The sequence below is a fragment of the Natrinema marinum genome (genome assembly GCF_024296685.1).
Lineage (GTDB): Archaea > Halobacteriota > Halobacteria > Halobacteriales > Natrialbaceae > Natrinema > Natrinema marinum.
In genome coordinates this window covers 1,411,298-1,432,382 of sequence record NZ_CP100763.1, presented here as the reverse complement: position 1 = coordinate 1,432,382, position 21,085 = coordinate 1,411,298, and the positions used below count along the sequence as shown (strand labels likewise).

14 protein-coding genes are annotated in these 21,085 nt (G+C 63.9%); 12 read left to right on the top strand and 2 right to left on the bottom strand.

The genetic code is table 11. From position 1 onward, the window contains the following. Window positions 1-17: 17 nt before the first annotated feature. The 6 genes from NKH51_RS07030 (at window position 18) to NKH51_RS07005 (ending at window position 7,064) form a co-directional block, all read left to right on the top strand. Window positions 18-1,247 carry a mandelate racemase/muconate lactonizing enzyme family protein gene (locus tag NKH51_RS07030; RefSeq protein WP_254764532.1) on the top strand — a complete coding sequence of 410 codons (1,230 nt, stop codon included), beginning with the start codon at window positions 18-20 and terminating at the stop codon, window positions 1,245-1,247. Window positions 1,248-1,533: 286 nt separating this feature from the next. Next, window positions 1,534-2,793, top strand: coding sequence for an ABC transporter substrate-binding protein (locus NKH51_RS07025; protein WP_345779980.1), 1,260 nt, complete (start codon window positions 1,534-1,536; stop codon window positions 2,791-2,793). Between the two features lie 86 nt (window positions 2,794-2,879). Beyond that, window positions 2,880-3,833 (top strand): carbohydrate ABC transporter permease, encoded by a 954-nt coding sequence (locus NKH51_RS07020; RefSeq protein WP_254764530.1) that lies wholly within the window; start codon window positions 2,880-2,882, stop codon window positions 3,831-3,833. 2 nt (window positions 3,834-3,835) lie between these two features. Further along, on the top strand, window positions 3,836-4,768 hold the full coding sequence (locus NKH51_RS07015) for a carbohydrate ABC transporter permease (RefSeq protein WP_254764529.1): 933 nt from the start codon (window positions 3,836-3,838) through the stop codon (window positions 4,766-4,768). Between the two features lie 3 nt (window positions 4,769-4,771). Continuing rightward, entirely contained in the window at window positions 4,772-5,917 is a 1,146-nt protein-coding gene (locus tag NKH51_RS07010; protein ID WP_254764528.1) for an ABC transporter ATP-binding protein, read from the top strand. A 1-nt stretch (window position 5,918) separates the two neighbouring features. Continuing rightward, window positions 5,919-7,064, top strand: coding sequence for an ABC transporter ATP-binding protein (locus NKH51_RS07005; RefSeq protein WP_254764527.1), 1,146 nt, complete (start codon window positions 5,919-5,921; stop codon window positions 7,062-7,064). A 108-nt stretch (window positions 7,065-7,172) separates the two neighbouring features. On the opposite strand, the gene NKH51_RS07000 is transcribed toward NKH51_RS07005, so the two are convergent. Next, a complete protein-coding gene (locus NKH51_RS07000; RefSeq protein ID WP_254764526.1) occupies window positions 7,173-8,039 on the bottom strand; it encodes a fumarylacetoacetate hydrolase family protein in 867 nt (288 codons plus the stop codon). 110 nt (window positions 8,040-8,149) lie between these two features. On the opposite strand from NKH51_RS07000, the gene xacF reads away from it, so the two are divergent. The 4 genes from xacF to NKH51_RS06980 all read left to right on the top strand — a co-directional run bounded on the left by xacF (window position 8,150) and on the right by NKH51_RS06980 (window position 14,886). After that, window positions 8,150-9,589 carry a 2,5-dioxovalerate dehydrogenase gene (gene xacF / locus NKH51_RS06995; RefSeq protein ID WP_254764525.1) on the top strand — a complete coding sequence of 480 codons (1,440 nt, stop codon included), beginning with the start codon at window positions 8,150-8,152 and terminating at the stop codon, window positions 9,587-9,589. A 649-nt stretch (window positions 9,590-10,238) separates the two neighbouring features. Further along, complete coding sequence (gene gfo6, locus NKH51_RS06990; RefSeq protein WP_254764524.1) at window positions 10,239-11,312, top strand: D-xylose 1-dehydrogenase Gfo6; 1,074 nt, start codon at window positions 10,239-10,241, stop codon at window positions 11,310-11,312. 185 nt (window positions 11,313-11,497) lie between these two features. Beyond that, window positions 11,498-12,997: a family 43 glycosylhydrolase gene (locus NKH51_RS06985; protein WP_340674303.1), complete on the top strand. Its 1,500-nt coding sequence runs from the start codon at window positions 11,498-11,500 to the stop codon at window positions 12,995-12,997. A gap of 275 nt (window positions 12,998-13,272) precedes the next feature. After that, a complete protein-coding gene (locus NKH51_RS06980; protein ID WP_254764522.1) occupies window positions 13,273-14,886 on the top strand; it encodes a family 43 glycosylhydrolase in 1,614 nt (537 codons plus the stop codon). On the opposite strand, the gene NKH51_RS06975 is transcribed toward NKH51_RS06980, so the two are convergent. Next, window positions 14,837-17,092 (bottom strand): NADP-dependent malic enzyme, encoded by a 2,256-nt coding sequence (locus tag NKH51_RS06975; RefSeq protein ID WP_254764521.1) that lies wholly within the window; start codon window positions 17,090-17,092, stop codon window positions 14,837-14,839. The genes NKH51_RS06980 and NKH51_RS06975 overlap by 50 nt on opposite strands. 1,132 nt (window positions 17,093-18,224) lie before the next feature. Between NKH51_RS06975 and rdfA the strand changes: the two genes are divergently transcribed. Together rdfA and NKH51_RS06965 are read left to right on the top strand one after the other, a co-directional pair. After that, window positions 18,225-18,851: a rod-determining factor RdfA gene (gene rdfA / locus NKH51_RS06970; RefSeq protein ID WP_254764520.1), complete on the top strand. Its 627-nt coding sequence runs from the start codon at window positions 18,225-18,227 to the stop codon at window positions 18,849-18,851. A gap of 63 nt (window positions 18,852-18,914) precedes the next feature. Next, a complete protein-coding gene (locus NKH51_RS06965; RefSeq protein ID WP_254764519.1) occupies window positions 18,915-20,876 on the top strand; it encodes an archaea-specific SMC-related protein in 1,962 nt (653 codons plus the stop codon). Window positions 20,877-21,085 lie beyond the last annotated feature (209 nt).

Sequence of the window (21,085 nt, the reverse complement as noted above, 5' to 3'; positions counted from 1 at the left end):
GTAATTCACCACCGTCGATGGACTACAGACAGCTGTCCGACCCGAACGCAGAGTATACGATGCGCGACCTCTCCGCGGAGACGATGGGCGTCTCCGCCGACCGCGGCCCGCGCGACGTCGAGATCACGGACGTTCAGACGACCATCGTCGACGGCAACTACCCGTGGACGCTGGTACGCGTCTACACCGACGCGGGGCTCGTCGGCAACGGCGAGTCCTACTGGGGCGCAGGCGAACAGGAGATCATCGAGCGGATGGCCCCCTTCATCGAGGGCGAGAATCCGCTCGACATCGATCGGCTCTACGAACACCTCGTCCAGAAGCTCTCGGGTGAAGGCTCGATCTCCGGGAAAGCCATCTCGGCGATCTCCGGCATCGAACTCGCCTTGCACGACGTCGCCGGGAAGATTCTCGAGGTGCCGGCCTACCAGCTCATCGGGGGCAAGTACCGCGACGAGATGCGGGTCTACTGTGACTGCCACACCGAGGAGGAAGCCGACCCTGACGCCTGCGCGGACGAGGCCGAGCGCGTCGTCGAGGACCTGGGCTACGACGCCCTCAAATTCGACCTCGACGTTCCCAGCGGCCACGAGAAAGACCGCGCGAACCGTCATCTCCGAAACCCCGAGATCGAACACAAAGCAGAGATCGTCGAGAAAGTCACCGAGCGCGTCGGCGACCGCGCTGACGTAGCCTTCGACTGCCACTGGTCGTTCAGCGCCGGCAGCGCACACCGACTCGCGAAGCGACTCGAGGAGTACGATGTCTGGTGGCTCGAGGACCCGATCCCGCCGGAGAACCACGACGTGCAGGCGGAGGTCACCAAGCGGACGGCGACGCCGATCACCGTCGGCGAGAACGTCTACCGCAACCACGGCAACCGGCGACTGCTCGAGGAGCAGGCCCTCGACATCGTCGCGCCGGACGTGCCACGCGTCGGCGGGATGCGCCAGACGCGGAAGATCGCGGATCTGGCGGATCTGTACTACGTGCCGGTCGCGATGCACAACGTCTCCTCGCCGATTGGAACGATGGCGAGCATTCAGGTCGGCGCGGCGATTCCGAACGCACTGGCCGTCGAGTACCACTCCTACGAACTCGGCTGGTGGTCGGACCTGGTCGAGGAGGACATCATCCACGAGGGGTACGCCGAGGTGCCGGAGAAGCCGGGCCTGGGCGTGACGCTGGACCTCGACGCGGTCGAGGACCACTTGGCTGACGGTGCGGAGATGTTCGATGAAGCATAGCCCGACCGCGAGCGCGAAACGCGTCTGTTCGCATCGCTAGTCTCGAGCACTGATTCTCGGGGAGTTTGTCCCACCATCCCCTTGTCGAGCGCCGGTGAAGCACTCGAAGTATCGACCGGCGATGGCCAAACGGTTCGGAATCGATCGAGATCGACCAGCTAGACCGTCGAATCGATCGTCAGTCTCTACATCGGGGTCGCCGAAGTGGTGTGCCATCGGTAGCTTTATAAATATGTGGGGATATTTGCCAATCCGTATGGTTGACAATGACAAACCGGAGAAGGGTATAGACAGACGAACGTATCTCGGTGGCGTCGCGGCTGGCGCTGCACTCGGGATCGCAGGCTGTGTCGGCGGTAGCAGCAGCGAATCGGGTGAACTCGAGGTACTGCACGGCTGGACGGGCGGCGACGGCGCGGCCGCCGTCGACGCGCTGACGAGCGCGTTCGAGGAGACGCACTCGGACGTGCCGGCGGACTTTCAGGCGGTTGGCGGTGACGGGAACGTCGAGTTGAACACCACCGTACTCCGTCGGTTGTCCAACTCGAACCCGATGAGCTCCTTCGCGAACTGGCCGGGGAAGAACCTGAACCGGTACGACGGCGCGCTGATGGACCTCGAGGAGGACGTCTGGGAGGCCGAGGGATACAAAGACAGCATGCAGGACCGAGTCGTCGACATCTGTACGTACAACGACAAGATGCCGGCGGTGCCGATCGGGTCCCACCGGATGAACAACCTGTTCTACAACACGGCGGCCTTCGACGCGGCGGGCATCGACGCCGAGAGCCTCGGGAGCGTCCCCGACCTCCTCGACGCGCTCGAGACGATCGATCAGAACACCGAGTACACACCGTTCGCACACGGGATGCGGGCGCCGTTCCTCGGACTCCAGACGTGGGCCCAGATCCTCACGAGTCAGAGCGGCGTCGACGCCTACATGAACTTCATCGAGGGCAACGGCGACCGCGGGAAGATCATCGACGCGCTCGAGACGCTCCGCGAGATCCAGCAAAACTACATCACCGAGGACGCCTCGTCGATCGGCTACACGGAGGCCGCTCAGAAGCTGATCGGTGACAAGGCCGCCTGTATTCACGGCGGGAACTGGCTCTACGGGATGTTCCGGGCGGACGACGATTTCAACTTTGGCGAGGAGTGGGACTGGGTCCCGTTCCCGGGCACCGAAGGGCTGTACTTCTACCACGTCGACGCGTTCGTCACGCCGTCGAACAACCCGAGCCGCGAGGAGACGGTCACGTGGCAGAAGTTCGTCGGGACGAAAGAGGCCCAGATCGCGTTCAACAACCTCAAGGGCTCGGTCCCGCTCCGGACCGACATCGATCCGAGCGAGTTGACGGACTTCCTGGCGCTGACCTACGAGGACCTCACCGACTCCGAGGCGTATCCGCCGACGATCGCTCACGGCCTCGCCCTCGACCCCGAATCGATGAACGCCTGCAAGAGCGCTATTGGGAACAACTTCTCGAACCCGTACGACGCCGAAGCAACCGCGGACGGCTTGCTCGAGGCGGCCTCCCAGTAGTCCGGTCACGCGGTCGCTCGGCGGACGACGAACCACGTCGTAACATAACTCAATTTTTATTACGGTGGCGAGTATTGGCTAGTTCGATGGCAACAGGAGACACGACCGAATCGACTTCAGTACCGACAGAGGAGGTGGTCGGTTGGGAGACGAAGCTCAGGTACTTCCTGAACAGCGACTTCGTCCGGTCGTCACCGTATTGGGGGATTCCGTTTGTTCTGATGGGAATCGCCGTCTACGGTGGCATCGGCTACAACGTCGTGATTTCGCTCACCGACTACGCCGGCCTCGGCCGGCCGTCGTTTTCGAACCTCGACCTCGAGATGTACACGACCGCCCTCTCGAACGACGCGTTCCGAGAGGCTGCGATAAACAACCTCGTCTTGCTCGTCGCCTTTACGACGATTTCGCTCGCCTTGGGGCTCTTCCTCGCGATCCTCCTGGATCACGGGATCCGATACAAGGACAAGATCCAGACGATCTATCTCCTCCCGATGGCGCTGTCGTTCGTCGTGACCGCCCAGCTCTGGTTGTGGATGTACAACCAGGAGAGCGGGGTACTGACGGTCATCATGGAGACGTTCGGATTCGAACCGATCAACTGGCTCGGAAACCCAGAGATCGCGCTCGCCTCGGTCATCTTCGCACTGGTCTGGCAGTTCAGCGGGTACGCGATGGTCGTCTATCTGGCGGGGCTCCAATCGATCCCGACCGACCAGTTCGAGGCGGCGAAAGTCGACGGGGCGAGCACGATCAGGACGTATCTGCGGATCATCATCCCGCAGCTAAAGGAGTCGTCGGTCAGCGCCGCCGTCGTCCTGATGGTGTTCGCCCTCAAGGCGTTTACCTTCCTCTATGCCCTCGTCGGCCAGTACCGGCCGCCCAACGGCACTGACATCCTCGCCACGCTGATGGTCCGCCAAGCGTTCAAGTTCGGGAAGTGGGCCTACGCGGCCTCGATCGCGACGATGTTGCTCTTGCTGGCCCTGGGGGTCATCGCACCGTATCTCGCCTATCAGCACCGACAGGGGAGTCTCTAATCATGTCACGATCGACTACAGATTCGAATTTCGATGTCGCATCGCTCGTCGAAGACATTAATCTCAGACGCGTCGGCCAATACACGTTGGTCGTCATCTTCTTGGGGTTCTTCCTCGTCCCGCTCGAGACGGGGATCATGACGGCACTGAAGACGAACGAGGCCGTCGCCCGCTCGCTGCCGTTCGCGCCGCCGATCGGGGACGGATTCACGCTCGAGAACCTCCAGTACGCGTTTAGCCAGCTCTCGCGGTCGTTCGTGAACTCGCTGCTCATGGCGATTCCGGCGACGATCCTCAACGTGTTGCTGGCGAGCATGGCCGCCTACGGCCTCACGATGGTCAACTGGCGCGGCCAGTTGGCGGTCCTCTCGCTGTTCCTGGTTGGGGTCTTCGTGCCCTATCAGGCCGTGCTGGTGCCGCTGGCACGGTTCTGGAACAACCTCTTCCCGCTCGCGCGGATGCTCGAGCCGCTGTTCGCGGCCGCGCCGCTCTTCCAGAGCCACCACTCGGAGCTCGTCCCGCTGATCATCACCCACGTCGCGTACGGGATTCCGATCTGTACGATCCTGTTTCGGTCGTACTACAAGAGCCTCCCCAACTCGCTGGTGGAGGCGGCCAAGATCGACGGGGCGAGCATCACGAAGATCTACCGCCGCATCGTGTTACCGATCTCGAAGCCGATGTTCGCCGTGGTGTTCATCTACCAGTTCACCCAGATCTACAACGAGTTCCTGTTCTCCTTTACCCTCATCACGGGGGCGAATCACCCGGCGGCACCGGTGACGTTGATCCTGCCGGCGATCGGCGCGTCGACCTCCGGCGTCGACTTCGGCATCCGGATGTCGGCCGCGTTCCTCGCCGCCCTGCCGACGATCATCCTGTACGTCGCGTTCGCCGAACAGTTCGCGGAAGGACTGCGCACGGAGAGTGGATAACCGATGGGACGAATTCAACTCGATCACCTGACGAAGCGGTTCGGAGACACGGTCGCCGTCGAGGACGTCACTCTCGACATCGAGGACAGCGAGTTCCTCGTGTTAGTCGGCCCCTCGGGCTGTGGCAAATCGACGACGCTGCGCATGATCGCCGGTCTCGAGACGCCCAGCGACGGGAATCTCTACATCGACGGCGACCACATGAACTACCGCGTGCCACAGAACCGGGACATCGCGATGGTGTTTCAGGACTATGCCCTCTATCCGCACATGACCGTTCGCGAGAACGTTCGGTTCGGGCTGGAAGAAGAATCGGGGTACACCGCCGCCGAGATGGACGAGCGGGTCGAGGAGGTCGCCGCCGACCTCGGCATCGAGGACCTGTTGGATCGCAAGCCGGGTGAACTCTCCGGCGGGCAGCAACAGCGGGTCGCGCTGGGCCGGGCGATCGTTCGCGATCCCGAGGCGTTCCTGATGGACGAGCCCCTCGCGAACCTCGACGCGAAGCTCCGGTCGCAGATGCGGGCGGAACTCCAGAACCTGCAGGCCGACCTCGACGTGACGACAGTGTACGTCACCCACAATCAGACCGAAGCGATGACGATGGGCGATCGGATCGCCGTGCTCAACGACGGGCAGCTGCAGCAAGTCGGCGAACCGCTCGAGCTCTATCACGAGCCCGCAAACCAGTTCGTCGCGGGCTTCATCGGCGAGCCGATGATGAACTTCCTCCGCGGGCGACGCTCCGAGACCGGCTTCGTGGGCGAGTTTCTCGAGTATCCGTTCGACGACCGACTCTCCGACGCCGTCGGCGACGCCGAGGAACTCGTCATCGGGATCCGTCCCGAAGCCGTCGACGTTCGGCGGGCCGAGGACGTGTCGACGCCGCTCGGCGACCACGAGTTCCGGATGACGGTGACGGTCACGGAGACCCACGGCGACCAGAACGTGGTCCATCTCACGCACGCCGACGCGGGTGACGATCACGACGTCATCCAGGCGGTGACCGACGGGATGCACGTCGTGGAAGCGGGCGAATCGGTCGTGGTGACGCTCGATCCCGAGCGGCTCCACGTCTTCGATGGAACCAGCGGCGACGCGCTCTGTAATCGTCGTCTCGAAACCGAACGCGAACTCACGCAGGTGTAACATGGCGGGCTTAGAACTCGACGACGTAACCAAGGTGTACGGTGACGGAAACGCCGGTGTCGTTGCGGTCAACGATGTCTCGGTCGAGGTTCCCGACGGTGACTTCCTCGTGCTGGTCGGTCCCTCGGGCTGTGGCAAATCGACGACGCTGCGCATGATCGCCGGCCTCGAGGAAGTGACGGACGGCGAGATCAGACTCGGCGAGCGGACGATCAACGACGTCTCCGCCCAGGATCGCGACATCGCCATGGTCTTCCAGTCGTACGCGCTGTACCCTCACAAGACCGTCCGCGCGAACATATCGTTCGGGCTCGAGGAGTCGACGGACCGCTCGGACGCCCAGATCGACGAGACGGTAGAAGAGACGGCGGCGCTGATGGGGATCGACGACCTGCTGGACCGCAAGCCCGGCGAGCTTTCCGGCGGGCAGCAACAGCGAGTCGCGCTGGGCCGGGCGATCGTCCGCGATCCGGACGTGTTCCTGATGGACGAGCCGCTCTCGAACCTCGACGCGAAGCTGCGAGCGGAGATGCGGACGGAGCTCCAGCACCTGCAGGAACGGCTGGGCGTGACGACGGTCTACGTCACCCACGATCAGACCGAGGCGATGACGATGGGCGATCGGATCGCCGTGTTGAACGAGGGGGAACTCCAACAGGTCGGCACGCCGCTTGAGTGTTACCACGAGCCGAACAACCTGTTCGTCGCGGGCTTCATCGGCGAGCCGTCGATGAACGTCTTCGACGGCCACTTCGACGGGGAGCGGATCGAGACCGACGCGTTCGACTATCCGCTCGGCTCGGAGGCGAGCGCCGACCTCGAGGACGGGCAGTCGATCGTGCTCGGAATCCGTCCTGAAGATGTCCGGATCGGCGAGCGCGGGACGGACGACAGCGGGCTCGAGGCGGTGGTGTCCGTCGTCGAGCCGATGGGTAACGAGAACATCGTCCACCTACGGTTCGACGACGCGACCGACGGCGAGGAGTTCGTCGCGACGACCGAGGGCGTGCCCACCGTCAGCGACGGCGATCGCGTGCGCGTCTCGTTCCCCGAACGGGCGATCCACCTCTTCGACGGCGAGACGGGCGAGGCGGTGACGAACCGTCAGCTGGCGTTTACCGGCGCCGACGACGGAACGCTGCCGTAGACCGTCGCGTCGCGCTGTTTTTCGCGGTACGCTCCGTTCCGACGAGACGATCGGCAGCGAACGTCGCTCGAGTGACTCTAGAAAGGGATTCAGTTCGCCGCTGCGGGCTCAGACTTCGACGACCGGATTCGCGAGTTCGCCGATCTCGTCGATCGCGATGCGGACCTCGTCGTCGGGACGGAGGGTGAAGCCGTCGTCCGGGACCAGCGAAGTGCCGGTGAGCAGGACACCGAGTTCGGGGACGACGTCGTGGTCTCGCCAGTACTCGACCAGTTCGTCACAGGTGCGAGCCATGTTGCCGATCGATGTCTCGCCGTCGTATAGGGTCTCGCCGTCTCGCGTGATCTCCATCGACATCGTCAGTTCGTGTGGGTCGCCGACCTCGGCGGCGGAGGCGATACAGGGGCCGATCGAGCAACACCGCTCGTACATCTTCGCCTGGGGCAGATACAGCGGGTTCTCGCCCTCGATCTCGCGGCTGCTCATGTCGTTGCCGATCGTGTAGCCGACGACCGAGCCGTCGTAGAGGACGATGCCGAGTTCCGGTTCGGGAACGTCCCACGAGGAATCGGCTCGGATCCCGACCGCCTCGCCGGGACCGACCGTCCGGCTCGGCGTCGCTTTGAAGAATATCTCCGGCCGCTCGGCCTCGTAGGCGTGGAGGTACATTTCCGGCATCCCGCTTTCGGCCTCGCGGGCCTCTTCGCTGATCTCGTAGGTGACTCCCGCCGCCCAGACTTCCTCCGGCACGACCGGCAGCGTTCCGTCGGTGAGCGAATCCCGCGGGATCGTCGGTGCCTCGGCCGTGAGTTCGCTCGCCACGTCGTCGATCCCGACCCCCGCGAGGTCCGCCGCTGCGGCGAGTTCTCCGAACTCGTCCAGTCGTGGTTTGACGGCCGTCAGGTCGTACGCTGTGTCGTCATCGACAGCGATCAGTCTATACTGGTCGCCAGTGGATAGGCGCTGATACCGCATGCACCCATCAACTACCCGATTCATTATAAATGTCTCGTCCCCGGACGGTCCACTGGCGGGAAGCGTCGGAACGGCAAGAATTATGAGCGAACGGAACGACCTCCGTACGTATGCCAGACCAGCGGCTGAACTACGTTAGCGGCGAGTGGCGCGAATCGCATACCGGCGACACCTTCGAGACGACCGACCCCGCGAACCCCGCGGAGGTCGTTGCGACCTATCCCCAGTCCGACGCGGACGACGCCGAGCGGGCGATCGAGGCGGCCCGCGACGCGAGCGACGAGTGGGGGGCGACGCCGGGTCCCGAGCGCGGTCGGATCCTCACGACCGCGGGCTCGCTGTTAGACCAGCGAAAGGACGACCTGACCGAACTGCTCGTCCGCGAGGAGGGGAAGACCCGAAGCGAGGCCGGCGGCGAAGTACAGCGCGCGATCGACATCTTCCACTACTACGGTGCGAAGGCCAGCGACCTCGGCGGCACGGTCAAGAGCTCGAGCGCACGCGATACGAACCTCTACACGAAAAACGAGCCCCTCGGCGTCGCGGGCCTGATCACGCCGTGGAACTACCCCATCGCCATCCCGGCCTGGAAGATTGCCCCCGCGCTCGCGGCGGGCAACGCCGTCGTCATCAAGCCCGCCTCGCTCGCGCCCGGCGTCGTCCACGAGATGGCCGCAGCGCTCGCTGAAGCCGGCCTCCCCGACGGCGTGCTCAACGTCGTCACCGGGCCCGGCAATGCGGTCGGCAGCACGATCGCGAGCCACGAGGCCGTCGACGCCGTCTCCTTTACCGGTAGCACCAAGGTCGGTAACACCGTCTACGACACCGCGACCGAGGACGGCAAGCGCGTGCAACTCGAGATGGGCGGCAAGAACCCGACGGTCGTCAGCGACAGCGCGGATGTCGAGGAAGCGGCGGAGATCGTCGCCGGCGGCGCGTTCGGCGTGACCGGCCAGGCGTGTACCGCGGCCTCGCGTGCGATCGTCCACGAGGACGTCTACGACGAGTTCGTCGACGCCGTCGTCGACCGCGCCGCGGCGATCGACCACGGTCACGGCCTCGATGATCCCGGTATGGGCCCTCACGTCAGCGAATCCGAACTCGCGAGTACGCTCGGGTACATCGACATCGCGCAGGAGGAGGGGGCGACCCTCGCGTACGGCGGGTCGACGCTCGACCGCGAGGGCTACTTCGTCGAGCCCGCAGTCTTCTCGGACGTCGACGCCGAGATGCGCATCGCCCAGGAGGAGGTCTTCGGCCCGGTGCTCGCGGTCATTCCGGTGAGCGACTTCGACGAGGCGCTGGCCGTCGCCAACGACGTCGACTTCGGGCTCTCCGCGAGCGTCGTCACCGACGACCACACTGAGGCCAACCGCTTCGTCGACGAGATCGAGGCCGGCGTCGTCAAGGTCAACGAGAAGACCACCGGCCTCGAGCTCCACGTCCCCTTCGGCGGGATGAAAGACTCCTCGAGCGAGACCTACCGCGAGCAGGGCGACGCCGGACTGGACTTCTACACGATCAGCAAGACGGTCTACGACAACTACTGAAGCCCGAACCGGAACGGCTCGAGCCGTCTTCGAAAGCGACGCTTTTCTCGCGGACCCCGTCCGATCGACCGCCGACGTGATACGGCGGAGTCGCAACTCTCTCCGCCCCCACGCGACGGCGGATAGCGGTGCTGCGAGATGTGCCGGTACCGACAGCCCAGCGCGCCGCGTCTTCTTCGGAATTAGCTTCGTCCTACAATGGCGAACAATACTGCCCTCGGTCCCACGCTGCCGAAGGTGCATTACGGGCATATGGTTGTAAAGTAGTTCAGAGGCGAAAAGAGTCCGTCTATTCTGGCATGCCGACCGCTCGGCGGCCGGTTCGCGGTTTCGACCGACTCATTTGCGGACGCCGACATGATCACTCGAGTGATCCAGACGTTCGGCAATCACGGACGGAGTCGTCACCGTCGGTCTCGGGACGCAAACAGCCCTTCGAGGGGTATCGGACGCTCTCTCGAGGCCCCCACAGTCGAACGGGACGAACGACCGCTAATCGAGCGCGAACCCTCGTTCGGCATTGACGAACGGTGTACTCGCCCGATTCGATCGGCGGGTAGTCCGATCGATCGTGCCACGACCGCGAAGTGGACGATCGTCACACGTTGACATCGGTCGTTTTTTACCAGATCGGGATGTAGAACCGGATATGCGCGACTGGATCGACAGCTACGAGGATCGAACGTGGCAGACGACGGAGAGCGGGACCGTAAGATACGCCCTGATCGGGCTGGGCTGGTGGACGATCGACGTCGCCCTCCCGGCGATCGAATCGTCGGAACTGGGCGAGGTGACGACCCTCGTCAGTAGCTCGACCGAGAAGGCGACCCGGCTCGCCGACGAGAACGGCGTTCCGAACGGCATCAGCTACGACGAGTTCCACGACGGTGCGGCCGCCGACGAGTACGACGCCGTCTACGTCGGCACGCCCAACGCCTACCACCTCGAGTATGCCGAGACCGCGGCCGAACTTGACAAGGCGGTCCTCTGCGAGAAGCCGATGGAAGCGACCGTCGAGCGGGCTGAGGAAATGGTCGAAACCTGCGACGCCGCGGGCGTCCCGCTGATGATCGCCTACCGGATGCAGACCGATCCGGCGGTACGACGAGCCCGCGAACTGATCGCCGACGGCTTCCTCGGGGAGCCCGTGTCGGTTTACGGCCACAACACCCAGCCGCTGCTCGAGATGATCCCCGATCCCGACCAGTGGCGCCTCGACGCCGACCTGAGCGGCTACGGCACCTCGGTGATGGATCTGGGCATCTACTCGATCAACACGACGCGGTTCCTGCTCCGGCGCGACCCCGTCAGCGTTCAGGCCGAGATGGTCTCGAATCACGAGGCGTTCGCCGACGTTCCCGACGAACGATCTTCGTCGCTGCTGATCTTCGAAGACGACGTACAGATGCTCTCGACCTCGAGTCAGCACGCTCACGAGGACACCCACCTCAAGCTCACGGGAACCGAGGGACAGATCGAACTCCGGCCGGCGTTCCACGGGGAGTGTTCGCTGCACCTCTCGCGCGGGGACGTGTCGGTTACCGTCGAACACGGGAGTTTCGACGCCGAGCGCGAGATGAAAGAGGAGTTCGACTACTTCGCGGATCGGCTCCTCGGCGACGGCGATCTCTACCCGGACGGGCGACACGGCCTGCAAGATATGCGGATCATCGAAGCCCTCCACGACTCCGCGGAGCGAGGTGACACGGTCGCGCTCGAGTAACTCGCGACGGTGGCGGAGAACGCGCCCATCGACGCGAGAGTCTGTATCGACCGTGACGCACTCTTTTTCCGTTTCAGAGGGAGATATGGTTGCTGTTAACACTCGGCAAAAGATATAAGTTCGACACCGATGGCTTACCATTCGCCATGCCGAATGGTCACAAGGATGATTTCGATCGACGAACAGTGCTGCAAACGATCGGTATCGGCGCGCTCACGACGGCCGGCGCGGCGGGAATGAGCGGCTCCGTTGGCGCCGACGAGAGTGCGACACATTACCACAATCCCCTGTACGAGCCCCACTTCCCCGACCCGACGATCCACCGGGCGCCCGACGGCACCTACTACGCCTACGGCACCAACATGAACCGGGACGACGGGTCAAACGACTCCGAGGAGTTGCTGATCCCGGTCCTCTCGTCGACGAACCTTGTCGACTGGACCTACGAGGGAGAGGCGTTCGATTCCCGGCCGGGGTGGACCTACGGCTCGATCTGGGCGCCCGACATCCACTACTACGACGGCGAGTGGAAGCTGTTCTACTCGCTGTCGCCCCGGCCGTGGGAGAGCGGCGAGTTCGGCATCGGCCTGGCCACCTCGAGTTCGCCGACCGGACCGTTCACCGACCACGGGCAAATCATCGGCGACAACGAGACGGGCGGCGGCACCATCGACGCGTACTTCGCCGAACACGACGGCACGTCGTACCTGTTCTGGGGCAGCTTTCAGGGTATCTACGTCGGCGAATTGAGTTCTGACTTACAGAGCTACGATATGTCGACGCAGACGCAGGTGGCAGGCGACGCCTACGAGGGGACGACGCACGTCGAGGCGAACGGCTACCACTACCTCATCGTCTCGACGGGCAGTTGCTGCGACGGGCTCTCGAGCACCTACGAGTACGAAGTCGGCCGATCGACATCGTTCTTCGGTCCCTACTACAACCAGAACGGGACGAACCTACTCGATCGTGACGTCAACAACAAGGGGGTGCCGATCCTGACTGGGAATCGGCGCTTCCCCGGGCCGGGTCATGGCGACGTCATCACCTACGACGACGGATCGCTGTGGACCATCTACCACGCGTACGACCGACAGGACGGCGGCTTCGTCGACGGCGTCCCGCGGCGCGTCCTCATGATGGACCGAATCACGTGGGAAGACGACTGGCCGGTCGTCGGGTGTACCAACACGCCGAGCACGACGGCCGGGCGGCCCGGCAACGCGAGCGACTGCAGCGGACCGGTGTCCGGCCCCCTCGCCGAGGGTACCTACCGAATCGCGAACGTCAACAGCGGGAAGTTGCTCGAGGTCGCCAACGCTGGCACAGCGAACGGCGACGATGTCCGCCAGTACGCGGACACCGGCTGTACCTGCCAGCAGTGGACCCTCTCCCAGAACCGAGACGGCACCTACGACATCACGAACGTCAACAGCGGCCTGTACCTCGAGGTCGCCGGCGCCGACTACGGAAACGGGGCGACCGTCCAGCAGTGGGAACGCTCCGGCCACCCGTGTCAGCGTTGGAACGTCGTCGACAACGGCGACGGCACGTACCGACTGGTGGCCGAGCACAGCGGTCGGGTCGCCGACGTCGAGGACTCCTCGACGTCCGACGGCGCCACCGTGATCCAGTACGACTGGTGGGGCGGTGACAACCAGAAATGGACGTTCGATCCGGTGTAGCGATGTGCCCTCTCACTCGCTGATCACGGACGGCGTGATTCGACCGGCGCCGACCGGTACCGCGAGCCGGCGCTCGACGGTCGTCTTCGGCAGAGCGTTCGTCGCGACGGATCGACTCGAGTAACCGGCGATCGTCGTCCAGTAGAAGAACCTCGAGCGCGACGATATCGGCGGAGCCGCTCTCGGAATTCATCGAATGTATTCTCCCTCGTAGATATAAGACCAAATTAAATAATCATAACATTTATTGTACGATCTATTGACTAGCAGTACGCATGCTATTCGATAGCAATGGTCGTAGCAGACGCGACGTTCTCAAAACGATCGGTACCGGTTCGATCGCCGTCGCCGCCGCAGTCGGCTCGACCGGGACCGCCGCGGCCGACGAGAGCGGGACGCATTACCACAACTCGACCTATCCGGATCGCGTCTTTCCCGATCCGACCGTCATCCGAACCGGCGACGGGACGTACTACGCGTACGCCTCCAACATGGAGAAGGATTCGGAGTCCGAAGAAGAGATGGTGCCGATCCTCCGCTCGAGCGATCTCGTCGACTGGACCTACGTCGGCGAGGCCTTCGAGAGCTATCCCGACTGGCGCAGCGACGACGCGTCGCTGTGGGCCCCCGACATCAACTACTACAACGGACAGTACTACCTGTACTACTCGTACTCCGTCTGGGGCAGCAACAACGATCCCGGTATCGGGCTGGCGACGGCCGACTCCCCGGAGGGACCGTTCACGGATCAGGGGCCGGTCTTCCGCGAGAGCGATCTCGGGATGACCAACGCCATCGACTCGGAGTTCCGCGTCGTCGACGGCACGCCGTACATCGTGTGGGGGAGCTGGTACGGGCTCTACGGCGTCGAACTGACGGCCGACGGAACCGACTACGTCCCCGGAACGACGTTCCAGCTCGCGGGCGACCATCGGGAGGCCCCGTTCCTCCTCGAGCGTGACGGCTACTACTACCTGTTCTACTCCACGGGGTACTGCTGTGAGGGGTACGACAGCACGTATTCGGTCGAAGTCGGCCGCTCGACGTCGTTCACCGGTCCGTACTACAACCAGAACGGGACGGATCTTCGCGATCTCAACGAACACAACAGCGGCGTCGCGGTCCTCTCGGGCAACGGGCGGTTCACGGCTCCCGGCCACAACACCGCGATTCGGGACGACGCCGGCGACTGGTGGATGCTCTACCACGCCTACGACGATCAGGAGCCGGAGTTCGTCGACGGCACGTGGAACCGCATCCTCATGACCGACCGCATCGAGTGGGAGAACGGCTGGCCGGTCGTCGCCGGCGACGGCACGCCCAGTTACCAGAGCCGCATGCCCCACAGCGGCGATACCGGCCCCGTTTCTGACGGCGTCTACCGAATCGAGAACGCGGCCTCGGGGAAGGTCCTTGAGGTCTACGAGGCCGCGACGAGCGACGGCGCGAACGTCACTCAGTGGTCGTGGAACGGCGGCGCGCACCAGCAGTGGTGGGTCGAGTACCTCGGGAGCGGCCAGTACCGGCTCATCAACGAGAACAGCGGGGCGGCCGTCGACGTCCCCGATGGCTCGACCGCGGACGGCCAGAGTGTCCACCAATGGAGCTGGTGGGGCGGCGCGATGCAGCGCTGGACCCTCGAGGACAACGGTGACGGCACGTTCACGATCGCGAACGTCAACAGCGGGCTCGTCCTCGACGCGCAGGGAACGGCCGACGGCGCCGATGTCGTTCAGGCGAACGCCGAACGGCCCCGCGAGTCAGCGGTGGACCCTCGAGCGGCTGTGATCGGCCGGTTCCGCCGCGAACGACGACGGACGACGGCGGTCGATCCGCCGATCAGGATCCGTCGTCCTGCGCGTCGACCGTCGCGACGGCCGCGAGGTTGACGATATCTTTGACCTCGTCGCCGCGCTGGAGGACGTGAACCGGCTCGTCCATGCCGACCAGCATCGGGCCGATCGCCTCGGCACCGCCGAGCCGTTGCAGCAACTTGTAGCCGATGTTACCGGCCTCGAGGTTCGGGAAGACCAGCACGTTCGCCGGCTTCTCGAGGGTCGAAAACTCGTACGAGCCGGTCAGCATCTCCTCGAGGACGGCGGTGTCGGCCTGCATCTCGCCGTCGACGGGGAAGTCGACAGTGGGATCCTCGCGGAGGCGACGGGCCGCTTCCCGCGGTTTGCGCGTCCCCTCGTTGTCGACGCTGCCGAAGTCCGAGTACGAGAGTAAGGCGGCTCGAGGCTCGACGTCGAACCGGCGGGCCAGGTCCGCGGTGTGACGGGTGACCTCCTCGAGGACGTCTGCGTCGGGGGCCTGGTTGACCGTCGCGTCGGCGACGAAGACGACGCGGTTCTTGAAGGTGAGCATGTAGACGCCCGCCGCGTACTCCGCGTCGTCGGCCGTCCCGATCACCTGCAGCGGGGGTCGCAGGGCCGACGGGTAGTGGTTCGTCAGCCCCGTCAGCATCGCGTCGGCGTCGCCGCGATCGACCATGACGCTGCCGAAGTAGTCCGCGTCGTCGCGGATCATCGATGCAGCCTCGCGGCGGGTGACGCCGTTGCGATTCCGGCGCTCGTAGAGGTGTTCGGCGTACGCCCCGTACTCGCCGCGCTCGGGGTCGACGACGTCGGGATCGAACTCGAGGCCGAGGTTCGCGACCGTCGTCAGGATGTCGTCCTCGTCGCCGATCAGGACCGGCTCCGCGATCCCGCGGTCCGACATCTGGGCCGCCGCCCGCACGATGGTCTCGTCGGTCCCTTCGGCCAGGGCGATGCGCTTCGGATCGGACTTGGCCTTGTTGATCACGACGCGCATCATCTCGCGGGACTTGCCCAGGCGGGCCTCGAGGCGCTCGACGTACTCGTCGACGTCGAGTTCGACCCGGGCCGCGCCCGACTCGATCGCCGCCCGCGCGACGGCAGGTGCGACCTCGAAGAGGACGCGCGCGTCAAGCGGTTTGGGGATGATGTAGTCGGGGCCGAACTGCAGCGGCTCGTCGCCGTAGGCTTTGACCACGGCGTCGGGAACGTCCTGCTTGGCGAGGTCCGCGAGCGCCGACGCCGCCGCGACCTTCATCTCCTCGTTGATCTCGGTAGCGCGGACGTCGAGCGCGCCGCGGAAGATGAACGGGAACCCGAGGACGTTGTTGACCTGGTTCGGGAAGTCCGAGCGTCCCGTCGCCATGATGACCGTGTCGTCGCGGGCGGCTTTGGCCGCCTCGTAATCGATCTCGGGGTCGGGGTTGGCCATCGCAAAGATGATCGGATCCGCCGCCATGGATCGAACCATCTCCTGACTGACGATGCCGCCGGCCGAGAGCCCGACGAACACGTCTGCACCCGCCATCGCGTCCGCGAGGTCGCCGTCGGGACGGTCCTGTGCGAACTCGCGGTTGTATTCGTTCAGCTCCCCGGATTCCGCTCGGCTCGTCGTCAGAATCCCGTCGATATCGCACATCGTGATGTTCTCTCGGGGGACGCCCAGCGAGACGTAGAACTTCGCGGTCGCGACCGCGGCCGCGCCCGCACCTGCGAAGGTGACCTCGAGTTCCGCTACGTCCTTGCCGGAGATTTCGACTGCGTTCAACAGCGCCGCGCCGCTGATGATGGCGGTACCGTGCTGATCGTCGTGGAAGACGGGGATCGACAGGCGCTCGCGGAGCCGTTCCTCGATCTCGAAACAGTGCGGCGCCGCGATATCCTCGAGGTTGATCCCGCCGAAGGTCGACTCCATCGCGGCGACCGACTCGACGAACGCGTCCGGGTCATCGTGGTCGAGTTCGATATCGAAGACGTCGATGTCGGCGAAGCGCTTGAACAGGACGCCCTTTCCCTCCATGACGGGCTTGGAGGCCTGCGCGCCGATATCGCCCAGCCCGAGGACGGCCGAGCCGTTCGAGATCACGCCGACGAGGTTCCCCTTCGCCGTGTACCTGTAGGCCGCGGTCTCGTCCGCGTCGATCTCGAGACACGGGGCGGCGACGCCCGGCGAGTACGCCAGCGAGAGGTCCCGCTGCGTGTTCGTCGGCTTCGTCGTCGATATCTCGATTTTCCCCGGCGGATCGGTCCTGTGATACTCGAGCGCGTCTTCGTCCATTGTTGTGTTCGTGTGTCTTCTCTAGACCGATAAAAGTGTACGGTCGTGATTGATACCTCGGCAAGCACCAACACACGTCGCGGTATCGAAAGGAATTAGTCTGCCCCGTGGAACGGAACATGGCCACAGTCGGCACACTGCCACGACTGTCCCTCGAACGTGAGGGTCCCCTCGCAGTCCGGACATCGATACGATTGGCTAGTTAGCGGCTGAGCTGCCATTATCCTCGATTAAACGGCACTAGTCTTAAACGTTCTCCCCGATGACGGAACCGGCCGAAGTCGGCATCACCGAACGGCATGCGACGAGGCTGACTCGGCCCCGTCACGACGTGTGGCCGGAGTCGAGATCGGTCTCTCCTGCGGTTTCGGGGTCGACACGGCCGGAATCCGGTCGTCAATCGGCGCGACGCGTAGTGCGAGGGCGTTTCCTAATGCAAAACGGAGACGGAGGGAAGGTCGACTACCGACACAGCATTTCGATCGAAAACCGACGGGAATCGATCGAACACGGCGAATCAACCGCTCGAGCGGTCCGATCGATCGAACTGCGCCCGAAACGGAGTCGACGGGTGGTTCAGGGATGAAGAACGGAGCGGTTCCGATGGTTCTGCGGGCCGCGATATTGGTACCGAACACCAAACCCGCACGCGGCCGAATTGTTCGGTCTCACCCACTCGATTCGCTCGCTATCCGTCACTGAACCGACCGCCGTCGAACGATCGGGGCCGGCGAGTTTACAGGCATAGTCGTGTAAGTGATGGCTTGTTTTCGAGAGGCCAGCCACCGCTTTCTGTCCCGTCGGGCCAGTAGCCGAGATTCGTCAACTCGACCATCGTTTTGGACCGACCGAAAGTAGCTAGCAAAAGACAAATGCTGCTTCCTCTTCGATAAATACTTGGTTTCTGATAATTATGATATTGGCTATTGGACCTATTTCGTCGCCTAATCTGCGATCTGAAGATATAGTCTATTTTATCATCAGTTGGATAATTAATTGGCAAATATATGGGGTGTACAGTGCTTGCGTGCGCAGGTGGATGACAGCGACTATCGAATTCGACCGGCATCAGCGTACGGTTTGACCGAATTCGACCGGAACATTTGTACCGTCGGCATCAGAGACATCCGATATGACAGCCGACTCGAGCGGCGGGCGACGAACCAAGGTTGAGCGCGTAATCGACGAGTACGGGCTCGAGGAGTGGGGCGACCGCCTGGAAGCCGAGTGGACCGGCGACGGGACGGAACGAACGAGCCTTCGCGACCTCGCGACCGCGTTCAATCAGGCGGTACTCCGAGCTGCGGTCCGTGACGCGGGAGCGTCCGTGCTCGATACCGATATCGAGTCGCTCTACCGAACCCTGACGGACGACGACGACGTATCACGCTCCGATGCGGTCCGAAAACGTCGCGAACTCGAGCGATCAGGCGTCGATATCGAGGACGTTCGGTCCGACTTCGTGACACACCAGACGATTTACACCTACCTCACGAACGTTCGCGACGCCTCCCTCCCGGAGGAGGATACCGAGGACAGGGTCGACCGAAAGAAAGAGACGGTCCAGCGCCTCGCCGGTCGAACGCAGGTCATCACCGAGTCGACGCTCGCAGAGTTGAGTAACGCGGGCGAACTAACGGACCGAGAGTACGAGGTGTTCGTCGACGTCCGGACGATCTGTGGCAACTGCGGGGCCGACTATCCCATCGCCGACCTGCTCGATCGAGGCGGCTGTGACTGCGACGTGGACACCGCGTGAGGACGACGGCAGAAAAACGGTCGAACCAAATAATTTTATAGTCAGCGGCGAGAAGTAACCATCGTGTCATCTCCAGAGTCAGTCACCTCGGCGATCACCGTCCTCGCGGAGAATATCGGCGGCATCGACAGCACCGAGGTAACGCTCTCTCCCGGTGTGAACGTCCTGACTGGCCGGAACGCGACGAACCGGACCTCGTTTCTGCAGACGATCATGGCGGCACTCGGCAGCCGGCAATCGTCGTTGAAAGGCGACGCGGACGCCGGTCACGTCGAACTCGCGTTCGACGACGAGCGGTACACGCGGTACCTCGAGCGCCGAAACGGCGAGATCGTCTTCGAAGGCGACCCTTATCTCGAGGACCCCGAACTTGCGGACCTCTTCGCGTTCCTGCTCGAGTCCAACGAGGCCCGCCGGGCCGTCAGGCGCGGCGACGACCTCCGGGAACTCATCATGCAGCCGATCGACACCGACGAGATCGAGGCCGAAATCAGCGCGCTCGAGGCCGAGAAGCGCGACCTCGACGATCGGCTCGAGCACCTCTCGCAGCTCGGGAACGAGCTGCCCGACCTCGAGGCCCAACGAACCGCCCTCGACGACGAGATCGAGACCACGAGCGAGCGGGTCGCCGACCTCGAGGCCGACCTCGAGGAGTTCGACCTCGGCGTCGAGGCGAGCCGCGCTAGGAAAGAGGAGATCGAGTCAGCGTTCGCCGACCTCCAGGAGGCGCGGACGGATCTCGAGTCCATCGAGTACGACCTCGAGACCGAGCGGGAGAGCTACGCCGAACTCGAGGCCGAGCGCGACGACCTCGAGGCGGAACGCGACGCGCTCGACGACGACCTCGAGTCGCCCGACCGACTCGAAGGCCGCGTCCAGGAACTTCGCGCCCGGAAGCGCTCGCTCGATACGACGGTGAGCGAACTCCAGAGCGTGATCCGCTTCAACGAGGAGCGCCTCGCCGACGACGGCTTCGACCTCGACCTCGACGATTCGATCGACGAGGACCGTGACGGCGACACCGACGGCGATATCACCGACCAGTTGCTCGCCGACTCGGCCGATGTCGTCTGCTGGACGTGTGGCTCGCAGGTCGACCGCGAGCGGATCGAAACGACGCTCGACCGACTGCGGTCGCTCCGCCAGTCGAAACTCGAGGAACGAAGCGATCTGCAAGCGCAGATCGACGACCTCTCGACCCGGCAGAAGGAACTCCGCGAGCAGCGCGAACAGCGCGAGCGAATCGAAACGCGACTCGAGGCGATCCACGACGAACTCAAGCGGCGCTCCCAGCGCATCGAAGAGTTGGAAGCAGAGCTCGAAGCCCAGCAGGCCCGTGTCGACAACCTCGAGGACGACGCCGGCACCGTCGAGAACGCCGCCTACGACGAGGTCATCGAGACCCACCGGGAACTGAACCGTCTCGAACTCGAACTCGAGGATCTCGAAGCCGAACGCGACGATGTCGACACCCGGATCGAGGAGATCGAAGCAAAACTCGACGAGCGAAGCGACCTCGAGGACCGCCGCGAGAGCGTCGAGGCGGAGCTGACCGATCTCCGAACGCGCGTCGACCGGATCGAGGAAAACGCCGTCGACGCGTTCAACGACCACATGGACTCGATCCTGTCGATCCTCGAGTATCGAAACATCGACCGGATCTGGATCGAGCGCCGTGAGCGGACGGTCCGGGAGGGCCGACGGAAGGTGACCCGCCCCGCGTTCGACCTCCACATCGTCCGGACGACCGAGGACGGCGCCACCTACGAGGACACGGTCGATCACCTCTCGGAGAGCGAACGCGAGGTCACGGGACTGGTCTTCGCGCTCGCCGGCTACTTGGTCCACGACGTCCACGAGACGGTTCCGTTCATGCTTCTGGACTCGCTCGAGGCGATCGATTCGAGCCGGATCGCCGAACTCGTCGACTACTTCGAGGAGTACGTCGACTGCCTCGTCGTCGCGTTGCTGCGCGAAGACGCCGAGGCGCTCTCCGCCGGCCACACCTACGTTCGCGAGATATAGGCCGGTCGGTTCGACCGGTCGCTCGTTCGGGCTCGAGCCGAGACGGGGCTTCGAAAGCGACCTGCGCGTAGTCGCGGTCGTGACACACCGCTCTAAGACGAATCAAAAATGTGTCTCGTTACCCATCCCATATTGAATTGGGTAGTTTCACCCTCAAAATGTATTGCAGAGGGTCCGCAGTAGTGGCCACTTTTCAGTAGTCAGAAGTA

Excerpts from the sequence above, each read along its gene's own strand:
- NKH51_RS06980 (WP_254764522.1), top strand. The coding sequence starts at position 13,273 with ATGCTATTCGATAGCAATGGTCGTAGCAGACGCGACGTTCTCAAAACG.
- xacF (WP_254764525.1), top strand. The coding sequence starts at position 8,150 with ATGCCAGACCAGCGGCTGAACTACGTTAGCGGCGAGTGGCGCGAATCG.
- NKH51_RS06975 (WP_254764521.1), bottom strand. The coding sequence starts at position 17,092 with ATGGACGAAGACGCGCTCGAGTATCACAGGACCGATCCGCCGGGGAAA.
- NKH51_RS07000 (WP_254764526.1), bottom strand. The coding sequence starts at position 8,039 with ATGCGGTATCAGCGCCTATCCACTGGCGACCAGTATAGACTGATCGCT.
- gfo6 (WP_254764524.1), top strand. The coding sequence starts at position 10,239 with ATGCGCGACTGGATCGACAGCTACGAGGATCGAACGTGGCAGACGACG.
- NKH51_RS07015 (WP_254764529.1), top strand. The coding sequence starts at position 3,836 with ATGTCACGATCGACTACAGATTCGAATTTCGATGTCGCATCGCTCGTC.
- NKH51_RS07010 (WP_254764528.1), top strand. The coding sequence starts at position 4,772 with ATGGGACGAATTCAACTCGATCACCTGACGAAGCGGTTCGGAGACACG.
- NKH51_RS07005 (WP_254764527.1), top strand. The coding sequence starts at position 5,919 with ATGGCGGGCTTAGAACTCGACGACGTAACCAAGGTGTACGGTGACGGA.
- rdfA (WP_254764520.1), top strand. The coding sequence starts at position 18,225 with ATGACAGCCGACTCGAGCGGCGGGCGACGAACCAAGGTTGAGCGCGTA.
- NKH51_RS07020 (WP_254764530.1), top strand. The coding sequence starts at position 2,880 with ATGGCAACAGGAGACACGACCGAATCGACTTCAGTACCGACAGAGGAG.
- NKH51_RS07030 (WP_254764532.1), top strand. The coding sequence starts at position 18 with ATGGACTACAGACAGCTGTCCGACCCGAACGCAGAGTATACGATGCGC.